Genomic DNA, 14,938 nt, shown 5'->3' with positions numbered 1-14,938 from the left:
GCGAGTAACAAGCGGGGCGCTGCCCGAACGGACGGAGGGACGGCCGATGAATCCGTATTTGTATCACCAGCTGCCGGACACCATGTCGCCGCCGCTGGGACCGTTGTATGCGAGCCATTTTGTCGAGTCGTACGGGTATTACGGCCGTCGGCCTCACGGGACGAAGGACTGGCTGCTGATCTACACCGTTTCGGGCGAAGGCGCGTTCCGCATCGACCAGGAGGTGCAATTGTCCGGGCCCGGAGACGCCGTCATTTTGCCGCCGGGCACGCCGCATCATTATGCGACGCCGGAGGGCAAGACGTGGGAGCTGCAGTGGGTGCATTTTCTGCCCCAGCCGGAATGGACTCGCTGGCTGCAGCTGCCGCGGCTGGCGGGTCAGCTCATCTATATGCGAATCGGCGATCTCGAGTCGCGGGGGCGGATCGAGGGCGCTTTCACCAGACTGATCGCCGATTGCCGCAGCATGAACAAGTTGAACGAGGAGCTCGCGCGTATCGCGCTGGCGGAAATTCTCGCGATCCTGTACCGTGAACACGCGAAGAGCCGCATGAACGTCTATGACGAGCGGGTCGAAGAGGTGCTGCATTATTTTGCCGAACGGCTTGCGGACAAGCATACGCTGGCCGACTTGGCGGCCATGGTGTCGCTGTCGGAATCGCGGCTCGGCCATCTGTTCAAGCTGCAGGTCGGCAAAGGCGTGATGGACACGCTGCTTGCCATGCGGCTGCAGAAAGCGGCCAAGCTGCTGGAGCTGACCGGCCGGCCGATCGGCGATATCGCGACGGAGGTCGGGTTCGAGTCGCCGTTTTATTTTACCCGGCGGTTCCGGGCGTTCTTCGGCGTCAGCCCGACGGCGCATCGCAAATATGCGCAGGAGAAATGGCGCTACGACGGAGAGCCGTAAGGAAAGAAGGGGGCGGGGGGCGATGACGCCGAGGTTGGAAACGGAGCGACTCGCGCTCCGGTTGTTCGAATTGGCGGATGCGCCGGAGGTGCAACGGCTGGCCGGCGCCGCGGAAGTGGCGCGAACGACGCTGTCCATCCCGCACCCGTACCCGGACGGGGCGGCGGAAGCGTGGATCGAGCGGACGCGGCAAGTTTATGCGAGCGGGAGCATTCATGCGTTCGCCGTGGAGGCGAAAGTGCCGCCGTTGTCGCGGGAAACCGGCGAGTTGGCGGGCTGTGTGAGCTTGCGCGTCAACGGGGCGCATCGCCACGCCGAGCTGGCCTATTGGATCGGCCGGCCGTTCTGGGGGCGGGGCTATGCGACGGAAGCCGCGCGAGCCGTAGTGCGGTATGGCTTCGGCGAGCTGAAGCTGAACCGGATCTTCGCCGCCGCGATGACGTCCAATCCGGCCTCTTCCCGGGTTATGGCCAAACTCGGGATGAAGCACGAAGGCACGTTTTCGCAGCATATTTGGAAAGACGGCAGCTTCGCGGACTTGGTGTACTATGGCGTGGTGCAGGGAGAATGGGAGGATGGAGGCGCGTTGTCGGTAATGCGATAAGGGTAACCTTCCTCCAAGGAATAGACGCCGCCGGGTATTCCGCTAATCGAAATTGCTGTTGGGAATATGGCTGCTTGTTTGTTGGATCCCAGCCAGACTCTCCTGCAAGCGGACAAAATCAACAACCCCTCTTCGTCCCCCACAGCAGCAAACGTGTCATTCCGATCCTTATAGAATTCGATCAGAAGGCTGGTTTGCAGCAACTTTATGGTTCCTGGAACATCTTTCACGGCGAGCCCGATTTCGCTAATATTCAATAAATGTTCTGCGGAGAAGGGAGTATCGGTTTTATTTGCCAAGGAGTGTCTGGCGATTAGCTCGACAATATTTTCCGCAGGGTCATAAAAATAGATGGATGTAGCATGCCAGCTTTTCGAGTAAATCCGATACGAGTTGTTGGGCAACAAATTCAGATGAACCCCTCTGCCGTTCAGCCAGCTTACGGCTTCGTCGATTTTATTTTCCGGAATGTCGAAAGCGAAATGGTAAAAGGGGCGTCGTCCGCGGTCCGATGTCTGTTCGAAAGTTAAGGATGATTGGCCTGCCTTTACCGTAAACGAATCCTGCAATTCGGCCAGCAGCGGCAACCCAAGATCAAGTACGTAGTAACGTTTCAATCGATCCAACTCTCCTGTGAGCAGCTTTACCCCGTCTATTCGCACGAAAATCCACTCCATTTCCGCTAATTTGAATGTATGTTTCCCAACAAAACTTCCAAATGGTCTATGACTCGGCGGTCTTTTTTGAAATAAGTCATTATTCATGGCCTATTTAATGAAAAATGGGCCGCCTCTACAAAATAGGCCATGATTTCGCTGGCTATTCGGTTAAAGGTCACCGAAAACAGGGTGACTTGGTGCGAATAAGCCATGTTTTCACTGGCTATTTTCGATGCAACGGGTCAAATACGGCAAATAAGCCATTTTTTATGGGCTATTTCATTCGTTCAACGATCGTACCCCATCAACTCGACCTTCGTCATTTAGCGGTCGCGCCAAATACATGGTTACCCCCCTCATCGTGTTGATGCATTTCCATCATCATGCAGGGAACGGAACAATAATGCAAGGATTTCCGGTTCTTGTGGCGAATTTCCTATTATTCGCATGATTCGATGTAGCAGAGGAGATCAGCGTAAGGATGATTCAGTTTGCAAAAGGACGTCGGCAGGTTTCGGCGCTGCTTATTATTTTTGCCGCGCTGCTGCTGGCCGGGTGCAGGGAGGAGCGGGAATCGGAACCGATGGCAAGTGCGGTTCCCACCGATTCGCGAAGCATGGATGTCGTGCTGATCGGCTCCGAGATTGAAGGGGTTTATTTGGCTAACGCTGCCAAAGAAGCCGGTTTGTCGGTCGTCATATTGGATCCGCGGGACGAACCGGGAGGCCAGCTCATCCAAGGGGAAATGCATTTTCTCGACGAAGTGCAGGATGGCGAAGGCCACTCCTTGCTGCAAGGCAAGGTCAAGGAGTTGTTCGACGCTTACAAAAAAGGCACGATCCGCAAAGCGCCCGAGTTTCGGAGCTATTACGGGAAGCTGCTGGAGGGAATTCCGATCGAGTCCGGCATCACCGTTGCTTCTGTGGATTTCGGCACCGACCCGGCAACCGCGAAAAAACGAATCCAGTCGCTACACTACCGGACCCCAAACGGACAAGCCCAAACGATTTCCGCGAAATACTGGGTGGAAAATAGCGATTTTGCCGCTTTATCGAGCAAGCTCGGCCTGAATCGCCTCCCCGGCGTTGAAGTGGTATTCGGCGGCGACAAGGACTACATGGCTTCATCGCTGATGATGAAGTTCAAGAACGTGGACTGGGCGACATTCAAGCTGGAAGTGAACAAGCTCGGCAATGATGAGCGCGAATCGAAGTACGGGAAAACGACCACTGTGACGGATATGTTCACCTGGGGCTTCGGAGATGTCGGAGGAAGGTACAAGCCGACAAGCCCGCAAGTATTTCTCCGCGGCTTGAATGCGGTTAACCAGTTGAACGGCGAAGCGCTGATCAACGCCTTGCTGGTGTACAATGTCGATCCTTCCGATCCGGAATCGATCCGTCAGGCGCTGGAGCTGGGCAAGCGCGAGTCCGGGCTGATTTTGCAGCATCTTCGTCAAGAGCTGCCGGGATGGGAAAAGGCCGAGCTGAACGGCTATCCCAATTACTTATACGTACGGGATTATGACCGGTACGAAACCGAGTATGTGCTTCGGGCAACCGATCTGATGAGCGGCCGCATGTTTCCGGACAATGTGAGCATTGCCGGCTACAAGCTGGATCTGCAGGGGACGCAGCACTCCGTCTGGGGCAGAGAAATGGGACATCCGGACAAATATGGCATGCCGCTGCGCGCTTTTCTCCCGAAGGGATACGCCAACGTCATCGTCGCGGGCAAAAATGCAGGAGCCGCCGGCATCGCTTACGGAAGCGCCCGCATTCAGCAGAATACGTCGATTGCCGGCGAGGCAATCGGTTATTTGCTCGGCTATTTGGAGAAAGGCAAACTTCCTCTCACCGGTCTTACCGATCAACAGATGGCGGAGTTCCAGAAGACGTTGCTGTCAAAAGGCATTACGGTTACGGGCGTACAAGGGAAAAACAAACTCGACGAAGCGGACGCCGGGAACAGGGAGCTGTACACCCGGGAGGCGTCGCGGATCAAGTAACGCCCGGGGCCGATCCATCCGGCAAAAGCGAAAAACCCTCCGTGAAGGAGGGTTCTGTATCGTTCCGGCCGTCGTCTGTTATCCGTTCTGCCATTCGATGGGCTGGTTGTTCGCTCCCCGCAGCTCGATCGGCACGTCGTTCGGCAGCGCCACCGTGATCGACGGATAGGAGTAAGACCGGTTCCACCCGTTGCGCTCCGGAGGCTGTTTGAGGGAGATGTACAGTGTATTGCCGACGGTCCGCAAGGTGGCCGCATCGCCGGTCATCGGCGTTTGTTCTTTTCCGCCTTGGAATTGGGCGCGGTAGCTGCCGAAGATGTGCACCTCATGGGTGGCGACGGTGTCGATCCGCGGCAGCATCCCTGCAACTTGCACGACGATCCGGTCGACGCCGGCCGGCAGCGGCTGCTCCAGCGCGGGCCACTCGACGGTGCGCTCTTCGCTGCCGATTGCATAGCGGATTTCCGCCGCCAGCCCCGTTGAAGCCGCCAGCGCATAGCCGAGGCACGCGATCAGCAGCACGCCGACGAACAGGATGCTGAACACGTCGTAATAGACGACCGGCCGCTCCCCGCGCGAAAGCGCGACGAACAGCAGCAACTCCAGGCCAAGCAGAATGAAGATGACCGGCCACCAGCGGATCAGCGCATCAAAAGCGGACCAGCCGTTCCAGGTCGAGCCGAACAGCGCCATGCCGGCCATGATCAGCGACAACCCCATGGACATGGTCCCTACCCGCCAGCGTTTCATGGCGATTCCTCCCCTCGTTTGGCCGACTTGCTGCCCAGCATCAGCTTCAATCCGCCGAGAATGAACAGCACCGACACGACGATAATTTGCGCATAACGGTCAAACCAGTAGGACAGCCGCCATTCCGGATACGCCTGGTCGATCAGCCGCAATACCGCCCCATCGAGCAAATAATATGCGCCTAGCGCCAGGAGCGCGATGCCGACCCATTTTTGATAATTCATCAGTCCGTTCACCAAAGGGACATCCTTCAGTTCTTCCTCCTCTTGCCTCGATACGTGCTGCATGGCGTCAAACAGGCTGAAAAACCACAAGATCGGAATAACGAACATGAACAGCGTCAACCGCAGCGCGTCCATCAGGTAAATCGCCAGCAGAAAAGCCGCCATCAACTGCAGGCCGCGCTTCTGCAAGCCGAGGTACAGATGACCCGCGCCGGGGAAAATCGACAATGTCAATGCGACGATTTTGCTCTTGCGGCCGTCTTCGCGCGTGCGGTCGAGGTCCTCGAACAACGTTCGGTCCACGAGCGTTTCGCCCCGCTGCTTGCGGGACTGCAACTGCACGGCGTCGAACAGGCCGTAGAACATGATGACGGGCAGCGCCAGCAGGAAAATGAAGAAGCCGTCGACATGCGTTACGTAGCTGACGAAAACGGTCATTGCGAACAGCCCGAAGAAGCTGAGCAGGAAGGTCAGGCCGCGCTGCATCAACCCGAGCTGGAAGTGGGCGAGCCCGGGAATGAACGACAGCACGATGGTGAAGAAGCGTTCGTTGTGATGGCGATAGTCCAGCTCGGCGCGCAGACGTTCGGCGGCGTGCGGATCTTCCTCTTCCATCCGGGCGGCGATCACGGCGGCCGACAAATCGTCTGTCTGTTCGACGTGGCTCGCGTAGGCGTGGCGCTGGCGATAGCCGTGTCCGTTCCCGCGTCCGGGCGAAAGCAGCGAAACGATCATGTCCAGCATGTTGACGACTCCGAACGCGAGCGAAACGAGCAGCATAAACACGGCCAGATCGTCCGGAGGCAGGTTGTTGACGATCGCGGCGAACAGCAGCAGGGCAAGCGGTCCGAAGAAGCCGCCGCCATACAACACGGCGCGGATCGGGCGGCCCCAGTACAGATGGCCCAGGCCGGGGATAAACGATAACAGGAACGCGATCAGCGGATTTTTATTCACGCGGGGCTCCTCCTTCGGTGCGGGTATGGATATTGTCGAGCACGGCTGTCGTTTTGACCAGCAGCCGCTCGGAGAACGATTCTTCCTGGCGGTCCGATTTTGCCGCCGAATCGAACTGATCGACGCGTTCGCCGATATGGCGGAAGACGCCGGATGCCATGAGCAAGATAGTGATGGCGGCTGCAATCGCATACTGCACCAGCGTTCTCCTCAGCGGCGAAACGGGGCGGCGGCCTGCCGGATTGTACGGACGATGCCGCGCCGGATGAGCGGCCTTCGTTGCCGCGGCGCCCGCGGCTTGTTCGGCGGGGCTCGCTTGCGCGATGGCGAGCATGACGCGATCGGCGAAGCCTGCGCCGACCGGCTGCGCGCGTGCCGGCTCGCGGCCGGTTTCGGGCGCCGGTTGCGTTTCGAGCTCGTTCATGAACCGCTGCAAGCATTCGTCGCAGCCGTACAGATGCTCTTCCAACTCGTCCCGGCGCTCCGCCTCCAGCTTGCCTTCGCGATAAGCGCGCCATTCTTCGGCCGGGATCGGGATCGCTTTGCATCCATTCATCGGAAATCGTCCTCCTTCCAATGTTTTCTCATCCAGCTGCGGGCTCTGTACAGCTTCGATTCGACCGTCTTCAGCTCGATGCCTTGTTCGGCGGCGATTTGCCGCTGCGACTTGTCCTGCATATAGAAAGCGACGACGATTTCGCGATGGCTGGCCGGCATTTCGTTCAAATAACGCGCAATCAACCGTCCGCGCTCCTTGCGCAGCAAATCTTCCTCGACCGATTCCGGCGCTTGCGATTCATCGTAGGGAAGCGATTCATCGTGCGCTTCGACCTGGTACAGCGTCTCCTTGCGGCGCCCCAGCTTGCGGCGGTGATCGATGGCGGTGTTGACGGCAATGCGGGTGAGCCAGGTTTTGAACCCTTGGCCCTGGTAGCCCGGAAGAGAGAAGTAGAGTTTGACGAACGCCTCTTGCGCGGCGTCCTCCGCGTCCTTCGGGTTGCCCAGCACGGCCAGCGCAGCGCGGTATACATGCGATTGATAGGCTTCGATTATGGCGCGGAATGCGTCGGCGTTGCCGGCGAGCGTCAGCCGGATGGCATCTTCGTCCCGAATGTTCCTCTCCTCCTTCCCCATGACAATAGACGCGCGTTTCGGGACAAACCACTGCATGTTTTGCAAAAATATTTTTGGCGCGGGTTCGGATGGTTCCAGGGAAGTGTATCGCGGGAGGACGAGTGGCGAACTCTTGTTCTCTTTTGCGAAAATGGGGTATAATGGGGAAGTGTGACTTTTGCAGCGGAGCGGGAGTGGAGCAGGATGGCGGAGCCATTGAAATATTTGTACAACGAAGCGTATGTGGGGCAGCTCGGAAGCGCGCTGCTGGCGGAGTATCCCGCGTTCGACGCCGCGGCGTTCGCGCAAGCGGTGCTGGACGAAGCGTGGGAGGAACGGGAATTGAAGCAGCGGATGCGGCATATTACCGGATGCATGCATCGTTTCCTGCCGGGGGAGTACCGGGAAGCGCTGGCGATTCTGCAGCGGGCAATACCGAGACTGCCGGGCCGGGGGCTGGAAAATATCGTGTTCCCCGATTATGCGGAACTATATGGGTTGGAGGATTGGGAGGCGAGCCTTGCGGCGCTTGCGTTGTTCACGCAGCATTCGACTTCCGAGTTTGCGGTGCGGCCGTTTATCGTCCGGTACCCGGAGGAGACGATGGCGCGCATGTTAGTCTGGGCCGGCAATGACAACCATCACGTCCGGCGGCTCGCGAGCGAAGGCTGTCGGCCGCGGCTGCCGTGGGGGATGGCGCTGAAGCTGTTTCAGCGAGATCCGGGGCCGGTGCTGCCGATTCTCGAGCGACTTAAGGACGACCCGTCCGAGTATGTGCGCAAGAGTGTGGCCAACAATTTGAACGACATCGCCAAGGATCATCCCGATGTTGTGCTTGCGCTTGCGCAGCGCTGGCTCGGACAGAGCGAGCGCACCGATTGGATCGTGCGGCACGGCTGCCGCACGCTGCTGAGGCGCGGCCATGCGGAGGCGCTGGCGCTGTTCGGGTTTGCGTCCGGCGGCGGGACGATCGCGGTGGAGCAGTTCGAGTTGGAGCGGGCGGAGGTAGCTATCGGCGAGACGCTCGCGTTTCGCTTCGCGGTGCGCAACGACGGCGACGCGGGCCGCAAGCTGCGCATCGAGTATGCGGTCGATTATCGCAAGGCGAACGGCAAGCTGTCGCGCAAGGTGTTTATGGCGGCGGAGCGCTGGTGCGACAGCGGCGGGCGCGTGGCGGCGGCGAAGACGCAGTCGTTTCGCGACATGACGACGCGGAAGCACTACGAAGGCGAGCATCGGTTGACGCTGCTGGTGAACGGCGAGGAAGCGGGGGCGCTTGTTTTTGCGGTGACGGCGGGGTAAAAGGGAAGAACGCGGAGCCTCTTCCTCGCTCAGGCTTGGGCCAAGGCCAAGGCAATACCCGGGCCAAGGCTCAGGGAAGCTGCTCCGCGTACAGAATGAATCGTTTCGGCGCGTTGCCGACGTAATAGAACGGGTAACAGGTAATGAGCGTCAGCATTTGTTTGTCGCTGTCGAGCGGGACGCTTCGGCTGTCCTGGTCGACGATCTCCGAACCGGTGACGCGGTACGTGTACGCGCCTTCGGTCGTTTCGACTTGGATTTCATCCCCTTCCTTCATTTCCCCCAGCCGGCGGAATACGCTGTCGCGATGGCCGGCAAGCACAGTATATCCGGTGCCGCCGGGGAGCACGCTCTCCGCGTAGTGGCCAACGCCGCGCGCCAACTGAGGCAAATCCGTTCCTTCAATGATCGCATAGGCCAGATCGAGCTTGGGAATAACGACTTTTCCGATCACCTCCCCTGTGGTTGGCCGCTTCTTGGGCGGCGGTTGTTCGTCGCCGTTGGCGGCTAAGGTTGCTTTTGGCTGCAGCTCCGACTCCGGCAACGGATTCCGTTCCGTTTCCGGCGGCTCCGGCCGGCTGGGCTGTGCCGACTGCCGGAATATCGTTTCCGCGAACGGCGCGATGTCCTCCAGCGGGACGGCAGGCAGCGGCTCCGGAAGCGGCGCGCTCAACTGCCGCCTGTCCCATTCGAGCAAGGCCCGGTCGGCGGCGGCGCCGGCCGAGCGAATGCGGTGGTAAGCATAAACCATCACGGCAACGGAAAGGACAAATACGATGCCGGCGACGGCGATGCTGTACGTTTTGCGTTTGGCCGCTGCGCTTCTGCCGGTTCTTGTTCTCGCTCTCATAGGCGCTTGCGCCGCTTATTTGCGACGGAACGTCTGCACGCGCCACAAGGCGACGATGGCGGAGAATACGGCGCCGATGAAGCCGAACAGCAGGATGTTGTACCACGGTTCAGCCGTGTCCGGCAGCTTCACGGTGCGCTGCTGATCCGGGCTCGGCATCGGCGTGTCGGACGGCGCCGGCGGTGACGGTGTTGGTGTTGGTGCGACCGACGGCGATGGTGTCGGAGTCGGTGTAGGCGTCGGCGATGGTGTAGGTGTCGGCGATGGTGTAGGTGTCGGCGATGGTGTAGGTGTCGGCGATGGTGTAGGTGTCGGCGTTGGTGCAGGCGTTGGCGATGGTGTCGGAGTCGGCGATGTTGTAGGCGTAGGCGACGGCGATGGTGTCGGCGTAGGTGTCGGTGTTGGAGTCGGTGTTGGAGTCGGAGTCGGTTCTGGTGTTGGTTCTGGTGTTGGTTCCGGCGTTGGTTCCGGTGTCGGCGTCGGTGTCGGTGTCGGTGTCGGAGTCGGAGTCGGTGTCGGAGTCGGTGTCGGAGTCGGTGTCGGTGACGGTGTCGGTGTCGGAGTCGGTGTCGGCGTCGGAGTCGGAGTAGGTTCCGGTGTCGGAGTAGGCGTCGGTTCCGGTGTTGGCGTCGGAGTAGGTGTCGGGCATCCGCAGGCTACTACGATCTGTCCGTTCGCCATGGCGCTGGCCGCAGATGCGGCGGCCGTGTCGTGCGATGCGAAGCCCGACAGGAACCAGAACAACAGAGCCGGCAGCGCGATGGCAACCATTTTTTTGCTTGCTGCTTTCATTTGTTTACTGCCTCCTTAAAGGAATTATTGATTGATACAATATGTATCGTTGTGGATGAAGTTGAAGAAGCCTGACCGATGATCAGACAGCAGTAACGCCGGGAAAATATTCTTGGTGGGACAACTGGAATGGTGACTAATCAACAAACATGGGCAAAACAGCAACTTTTCAGTCAGCAAAGAAGGGTTCGGTGCCAGTTTGGGCATCGGCGTCATTTTTGCTTAATAAATGGCGGTTTTCTTTGGCGTTGCATGTCTCCCCAACGAAATAGCCCATAAAAAATGGCTTATTCGCACCGTTTTACTCGTCTTGATGGAAATAGCCAGCGAAAACACTGGCTATTGTAGCCCAGATCGCCGGAAAATCGAATTTGCTGCCGAATAGCCAGTGAAAAGACTGGCTATTTCGCGAATACCGGTCCATTATTACGGAATAGGCAATAAAACAGGGCTTATTTCACAATAGAGCCTACACTTAGCTGATCTGATAGATACATAATGTATCTAAAACAATAATATGATACAAATAGTATCGTGTCAACAAAAAAATGATCCGAATGAAACCGGATCGGAGGGGGCAGCGCCGAGCGAGGTGCAGGATCGGCCGCTTACGCTCGTTTGGATGCAGCCGGCCGATCCAGTTCGCGGTATTGGCCCGGAGTCATGCCGACCATTTTGCGAAAGTGGCGGATAAAGTTTTGCGAGTTCGTGTAACCGATTCGGGCCGCTACCGCCTGCACCTGCAGGTCGGTTTCGCGCAGCAGCCGGCGCGCCGTACTCATCCGGTAATCCGAGACGTAGTCGGTGAAGTTTTTTCCCGTGCGGGAACGGAACACCCGGCTGACATAGTCGGGATGGTAACTGAGCCGCTGCGCGCATTCTTCGAGCGTAATTTGCTCGGCTGCCTCCTCCTGCACGAATGTCATCACTTGGCGCACGATCTGGGCGTAATGATCCTCCTGGCGTTCCCGCAACCGGGCGATCGCCGGCGCGATCACGGCTCGAAAAAACCACCGTTCGATTTCCTGGGCGCTCGTCAGCTGGAACAGCTGATCGTACAAGTTGGCTTGCAGCGGCGGGAACGAATCGGCCGTTTCGCCGGATTCCTGCACGACGCGAAGCAGGCCGGCCAGCAGCTGCGCGGCGCAAAGCCGCTGGCGGCCGACCTCGGCCGACTCCTGGTAGATGGCGCCGAGGCACTCCCGCAGCGCCGTGGACGCCTCGCCTGCATCGGCTTGCCGAACCGCTTCGAACAGCCGCCTCTCGGCGTCGGCCGGAAGCGAAACGACTACCTTCGGTCCGGAGCGCACATCGTCCCAGTACAGGATGGCGCCGCTTCCGAACCGGATGCGCCACGTCAGGGCGCGCACCGCTTCCTCATAGGCGGCGGCCATGCCGTCGGCCCCCTGGAACGGTGCGCTGACGCCGATGCTGATGCCGACATGAAGCAACCGCGCCACTTCGTCCCGAATGCGCGTCAGCATCGCGCCCTGTTGCTCGCGGAATGTGCGATCGTCCAGACCGGCGCTGCGGAGCAGGGTGACCTGCATACCTGCGTGGGCAATCGGCTTGCAGCGGTAAGCGGTCGGCACGATGTCGCACACCATATTGTTGACGGCAAACAGCAGCAAATCGAGATCGCAATCCGCAAACTTGGCATGCTCCAGCGATTCGATCCTCACGACAGCGACGCAAAGTCGCTCGTTTGCCAGCGAATACCCGAACTGGCCGAGCGTTTCCGTAATATCGGCGGGCCGTACGAGGCCCTGATAAGCGCGCATCAAAAAATATTCCTCCAAATGGCCGGCCTGCTTCCGGATTCGTTCGGCAAGCCGGGTCTGATTCGTGTTCAGCGACGAAGCGCGTTCGAACAACACGCTCATTTCGTCGCACATCATCCGCCTTCTCCTGCGCTCCGGCTCCGTATAACCGGCTGCTGCCGCCGGCGAAGCGGCGCCGGCGGATGTTCCCGTTTCAGCGAAGCCAAGCGCCTCATGCAGCCTCCGCACCGGCCGGTACATCACCCGCGTTCCCCAGAAAGCGAATCCGGCGATCGCCGCAATCATAAGCGTGCAGATGGAGACGGTGAACCAGGCGATCCGGCTCGCGTCGCGGGTCACTTCCTGAATGGAATACACGGATACATACCGCCATCCATTGAAAGCGGACGGGCTGCTCTGCACCACCATCGTTTGATCGTGCCACGGCAGCTCGAAGCGCGCGGCCGAGTCGGCTCGATCCGCAAGCGCGGCGCTTACCGACTCGTACAGATCGCCGTCATCATAGGCGCCGTTCTGGGCAATAAGCTTGCCGTTCCGGTCGAACAGCAGCGTGGCGGCATTGTCCCGGGAGGTGGAGATGAGCCTGCGCAAGCTGTCCGCGCCAATCTTGGCGATCAGGACGCCGCGCGGCTGCAGCGAGTTGACGGGCAAATTTTTGACCAGCCACCATTCGTCCGTCTGGCCGTCAAGCGCCGAAGTCCAACTGGACGGGGCCGGCTGCCTTGCATACGCGCGCAGATCCTGCATCTCCGTCGCATCCGGGTGAAACTCCAGACCGGCATTGCTGATCGACCAGCCCTCGTCGTAATTGATCAGGACGATGTCGCGGATGCCGAGCTCGAACGTCTGCAGCCGGTACAGCGCCGTCTTTAAATCTTCCGTATCGCGAAATTGCAGCAGCGTCAGCGGCCAGTTGAGCGAATTGTTAATCAGCGGCGTCGTAGTGAATTGCGTCAGCGAAAAATCGATCGCCCGCAGCGTCTGCTCCACACGGAGCTGCTTCTGCAGAAGCACCTGGCCGTTGCCCGATTCGGATTGCCGCTGCGCGTCCTGCGCGGAACGATGGTACGAAAACACGCCCATCACCAACACCGGCACGATGCTGATCATCAGGCTGAAGACGAGCAGCCGAAGCCGATAAGAGCTGCGCAAAGCGATCACCTCCGAAGATCTAGCGATAAAAGAACAAGGCCGAGAAACCGTAAGGGCACGAAAGCATTATATCATTGCATCGTATACATTGTATACAATAAAATGCAGCCGGCATCGGACGATTGTCCAAATGCCGGCTGCCGAATGCTTCGTTATTTCTTCTGCCCTTTTGCCCAGGCGTCTTCGTATTCCTTGATGATTTGGTCGCCGCCGCCTTTGCGCCAGGAGTCGATCGCCTTGTCGAGATCGGCTTCCTTGATCGCGCCCATGATGTATTTGATCGCGGCATCCTTCATCGACTGATCCAGCTCGTTTCCTTTGCTCACATACGTTTCGGAAATCAGCGCATAAGCCGGATTTTCGACCAGGTTCGGCTGGTTGTCGAGGTAGCTCTTGTTGATTTTCTGGCGAATCGGCGAGAGACCCTCAGCCCCGGTGCGAAAAATAATATCCCACGTGCCGCGGAGCTGGCGAAGCGGGTTGATTTCGTCCTCGAATTTCTTCGCTTCGGTCGTCACCGGCTTGCCGCCGTCCATCTTGTAATGCTGCCCTTCGATCCCCCAACTGAGCAGATTGGTCACTTCGGGACCGGCCAGCTTGTCGAAGTAGGACAAGATCGCTTTCAGATCGGCTTCGGTTTTCACTTTCGTTTTCGGGAAGACGTACAAGCCGTCATAACCCGGCTGCGCCGGAATTTTCGGCCCGCCCGGCCCGCTGATGCCGGTGACGAGATCGACCTGATTCTGCTCGAGCGCCTTGGTCGACAGCGCCGCGTCGGACACCGCCGCTTCGTACATGGCCGCTTTGCCGCCGAAGAACAGATCCTTCTTCTGGTTCTGCTGCAGCGTGGCGAAATCCTGGTTCATCAGCTTCTCGTCGTACAGCTTCTTGACGAAATTGATCGCCTGCTTGTAAGCCGGCGTCATGAAGTCGGGCGTAAATTTGCCGTCCTTCTGCTGCCACTTGTTCGGGCCGCCGTACATCGTGATCGCCCAGGTCAGCAGCTTGGCTTCGTTATGCTCGGCGAACGCGACCGTGTCCTCCTTGCCGTTGCCGTCCGGATCCTTCGTCTTCATCGCGACCATCGTGTTGTACCATTCGTCGATCGTAGTCGGCGCCTTCATGCCCAGCTTGTCAAGCCAATCCTTGCGGATAATCAGACCGCCGTCAAGCGCTTGCGGCCGGCCGCGGTAAATGCCGTACGTTTTGCCGTCGATAGAGCTGTTGGCGACGATGCTTGCCGTCATTTTGTTCAGGTTCGGGTAGTCTTTCAAATACGGCCCGATTTCCCAAAACATGCCCGAACGCACCGCGTTGATGAAGCCCGGCGACTTGTCGAAGGGGATGCCGACCATGAGCACCTGCGGCATTTCGCCGGATGCGATCGTTGCGTTCAGCTTGTCGGTGTATGTGGCGCCCGGCACCCAGTTGATGTCGAGGTTGGCGCCTGTCGTTTTCTGGATGATTTGCATGGCGTCGCTCGTCGTTTTGGGCGATTCGGTTACCCACAGCGTGTTCATCATGGTGATGGTAACCGGGGCAGCCGGTTTGGAGGAAGCGGACGAACCGCTTGTCCCCGACGCATTGTCCTTGCTCGAGCATCCGGCCAGCGACAGGCCGGCGACGGAGACGACAACCGCCGCCAATGCCGTCCGTCTGCGCCAGGTATTGCCGTTCCACTTGCGCTTGCTTGCACTCATGAAGAAACCCTCCCGATCAATCGTATTTGCGGACGGACCGGAGAATGGCCATCTGCGGGCAATCAACCGTCCGTTCCTTTTCCCATCCTAGGAGATGGGTTCGGTGCCGTCCATAATCATGTTCCGACGCGTTTGCGCT

13 protein-coding genes are annotated in these 14,938 nt (G+C 58.9%); 4 read left to right on the top strand and 9 right to left on the bottom strand.

What is annotated here, in order from left to right; translation table 11 throughout:
- Nucleotides 1–46 precede the first annotated feature (46 nt).
- Nucleotides 47–907, top strand: a complete 861-nt coding sequence (locus EXY20_RS34930) for a helix-turn-helix domain-containing protein (RefSeq protein ID WP_135557059.1) — start codon at nucleotides 47–49, stop codon at nucleotides 905–907.
- 22 nt (nucleotides 908–929) lie between these two features.
- The gene (locus EXY20_RS34925; RefSeq protein ID WP_135557058.1) at nucleotides 930–1,511 is read left to right on the top strand and encodes a GNAT family N-acetyltransferase; all 582 of its coding nucleotides are present in this window, start codon (nucleotides 930–932) and stop codon (nucleotides 1,509–1,511) included.
- On the opposite strand, the gene EXY20_RS34920 is transcribed toward EXY20_RS34925, so the two are convergent.
- On the bottom strand, nucleotides 1,454–2,128 hold the full coding sequence (locus EXY20_RS34920; protein ID WP_135557057.1) for a VOC family protein: 675 nt from the start codon (nucleotides 2,126–2,128) through the stop codon (nucleotides 1,454–1,456). The two genes, EXY20_RS34925 and EXY20_RS34920, sit on opposite strands and share 58 nt — an antisense overlap.
- Before the next feature lie 523 nt (nucleotides 2,129–2,651).
- On the opposite strand from EXY20_RS34920, the gene EXY20_RS34915 reads away from it, so the two are divergent.
- Entirely contained in the window at nucleotides 2,652–4,178 is a 1,527-nt protein-coding gene (locus EXY20_RS34915; protein ID WP_235886344.1) for an FAD-dependent oxidoreductase, read from the top strand.
- A 78-nt stretch (nucleotides 4,179–4,256) separates the two neighbouring features.
- Here the strand turns inward: EXY20_RS34915 and EXY20_RS34910 are convergent, their stop codons facing one another.
- Genes EXY20_RS34910 through EXY20_RS34895 form a run of 4 tightly spaced genes read right to left on the bottom strand, consistent with a single transcriptional unit; the run spans nucleotide 4,257 to nucleotide 7,243 of the window.
- Entirely contained in the window at nucleotides 4,257–4,928 is a 672-nt protein-coding gene (locus EXY20_RS34910) for a hypothetical protein (protein ID WP_135557056.1), read from the bottom strand.
- The gene (locus tag EXY20_RS34905; protein ID WP_135557055.1) at nucleotides 4,925–6,109 is read right to left on the bottom strand and encodes a hypothetical protein; all 1,185 of its coding nucleotides are present in this window, start codon (nucleotides 6,107–6,109) and stop codon (nucleotides 4,925–4,927) included. Before EXY20_RS34905 ends, EXY20_RS34910 begins: the two co-directional genes overlap by 4 nt.
- The gene (locus EXY20_RS34900) at nucleotides 6,102–6,665 is read right to left on the bottom strand and encodes an anti-sigma factor family protein (RefSeq protein ID WP_135557054.1); all 564 of its coding nucleotides are present in this window, start codon (nucleotides 6,663–6,665) and stop codon (nucleotides 6,102–6,104) included. The genes EXY20_RS34905 and EXY20_RS34900 overlap by 8 nt, the downstream gene beginning before the upstream one ends.
- Nucleotides 6,662–7,243, bottom strand: coding sequence for an RNA polymerase sigma factor (locus EXY20_RS34895; RefSeq protein WP_135557053.1), 582 nt, complete (start codon nucleotides 7,241–7,243; stop codon nucleotides 6,662–6,664). Before EXY20_RS34895 ends, EXY20_RS34900 begins: the two co-directional genes overlap by 4 nt.
- Before the next feature lie 183 nt (nucleotides 7,244–7,426).
- Between EXY20_RS34895 and EXY20_RS34890 the strand changes: the two genes are divergently transcribed.
- Nucleotides 7,427–8,524, top strand: coding sequence for a DNA alkylation repair protein (locus EXY20_RS34890; RefSeq protein WP_135557052.1), 1,098 nt, complete (start codon nucleotides 7,427–7,429; stop codon nucleotides 8,522–8,524).
- Nucleotides 8,525–8,594: 70 nt separating this feature from the next.
- Here the strand turns inward: EXY20_RS34890 and EXY20_RS34885 are convergent, their stop codons facing one another.
- The 4 genes from EXY20_RS34885 to EXY20_RS34870 all read right to left on the bottom strand — a co-directional run bounded on the left by EXY20_RS34885 (nucleotide 8,595) and on the right by EXY20_RS34870 (nucleotide 14,799).
- Complete coding sequence (locus EXY20_RS34885; RefSeq protein WP_135557051.1) at nucleotides 8,595–9,374, bottom strand: class D sortase; 780 nt, start codon at nucleotides 9,372–9,374, stop codon at nucleotides 8,595–8,597.
- 109 nt (nucleotides 9,375–9,483) lie between these two features.
- Nucleotides 9,484–10,023 carry a hypothetical protein gene (locus EXY20_RS39595; protein ID WP_207671385.1) on the bottom strand — a complete coding sequence of 180 codons (540 nt, stop codon included), beginning with the start codon at nucleotides 10,021–10,023 and terminating at the stop codon, nucleotides 9,484–9,486.
- A 751-nt stretch (nucleotides 10,024–10,774) separates the two neighbouring features.
- The gene (locus tag EXY20_RS34875) at nucleotides 10,775–13,099 is read right to left on the bottom strand and encodes a helix-turn-helix domain-containing protein (RefSeq protein WP_135557050.1); all 2,325 of its coding nucleotides are present in this window, start codon (nucleotides 13,097–13,099) and stop codon (nucleotides 10,775–10,777) included.
- Nucleotides 13,100–13,251: 152 nt separating this feature from the next.
- Complete coding sequence (locus EXY20_RS34870; RefSeq protein ID WP_135557049.1) at nucleotides 13,252–14,799, bottom strand: extracellular solute-binding protein; 1,548 nt, start codon at nucleotides 14,797–14,799, stop codon at nucleotides 13,252–13,254.
- Nucleotides 14,800–14,938: the final 139 nt, after the last annotated feature.

Source organism: Paenibacillus cymbidii (genome assembly GCF_004764705.1).
In the GTDB taxonomy this organism is placed as follows: domain Bacteria; phylum Bacillota; class Bacilli; order Paenibacillales; family NBRC-103111; genus Paenibacillus_AN; species Paenibacillus_AN cymbidii.
This window is presented reverse-complemented; position numbering and strand designations above follow the sequence as displayed.

What these genes read in the sequence shown, in the direction of transcription:
- EXY20_RS34890 (WP_135557052.1), top strand. Translation starts at nt 7,427, where the DNA reads ATGGCGGAGCCATTGAAATATTTGTACAACGAAGCGTATGTGGGGCAG.
- EXY20_RS39595 (WP_207671385.1), bottom strand. Translation starts at nt 10,023, where the DNA reads ATGCCCGACACCTACTCCGACGCCAACACCGGAACCGACGCCTACTCC.
- EXY20_RS34930 (WP_135557059.1), top strand. Translation starts at nt 47, where the DNA reads ATGAATCCGTATTTGTATCACCAGCTGCCGGACACCATGTCGCCGCCG.
- EXY20_RS34925 (WP_135557058.1), top strand. Translation starts at nt 930, where the DNA reads ATGACGCCGAGGTTGGAAACGGAGCGACTCGCGCTCCGGTTGTTCGAA.
- EXY20_RS34915 (WP_235886344.1), top strand. Translation starts at nt 2,652, where the DNA reads ATGATTCAGTTTGCAAAAGGACGTCGGCAGGTTTCGGCGCTGCTTATT.
- EXY20_RS34885 (WP_135557051.1), bottom strand. Translation starts at nt 9,374, where the DNA reads ATGAGAGCGAGAACAAGAACCGGCAGAAGCGCAGCGGCCAAACGCAAA.
- EXY20_RS34910 (WP_135557056.1), bottom strand. Translation starts at nt 4,928, where the DNA reads ATGAAACGCTGGCGGGTAGGGACCATGTCCATGGGGTTGTCGCTGATC.
- EXY20_RS34900 (WP_135557054.1), bottom strand. Translation starts at nt 6,665, where the DNA reads ATGAATGGATGCAAAGCGATCCCGATCCCGGCCGAAGAATGGCGCGCT.
- EXY20_RS34895 (WP_135557053.1), bottom strand. Translation starts at nt 7,243, where the DNA reads ATGGGGAAGGAGGAGAGGAACATTCGGGACGAAGATGCCATCCGGCTG.
- EXY20_RS34870 (WP_135557049.1), bottom strand. Translation starts at nt 14,799, where the DNA reads ATGAGTGCAAGCAAGCGCAAGTGGAACGGCAATACCTGGCGCAGACGG.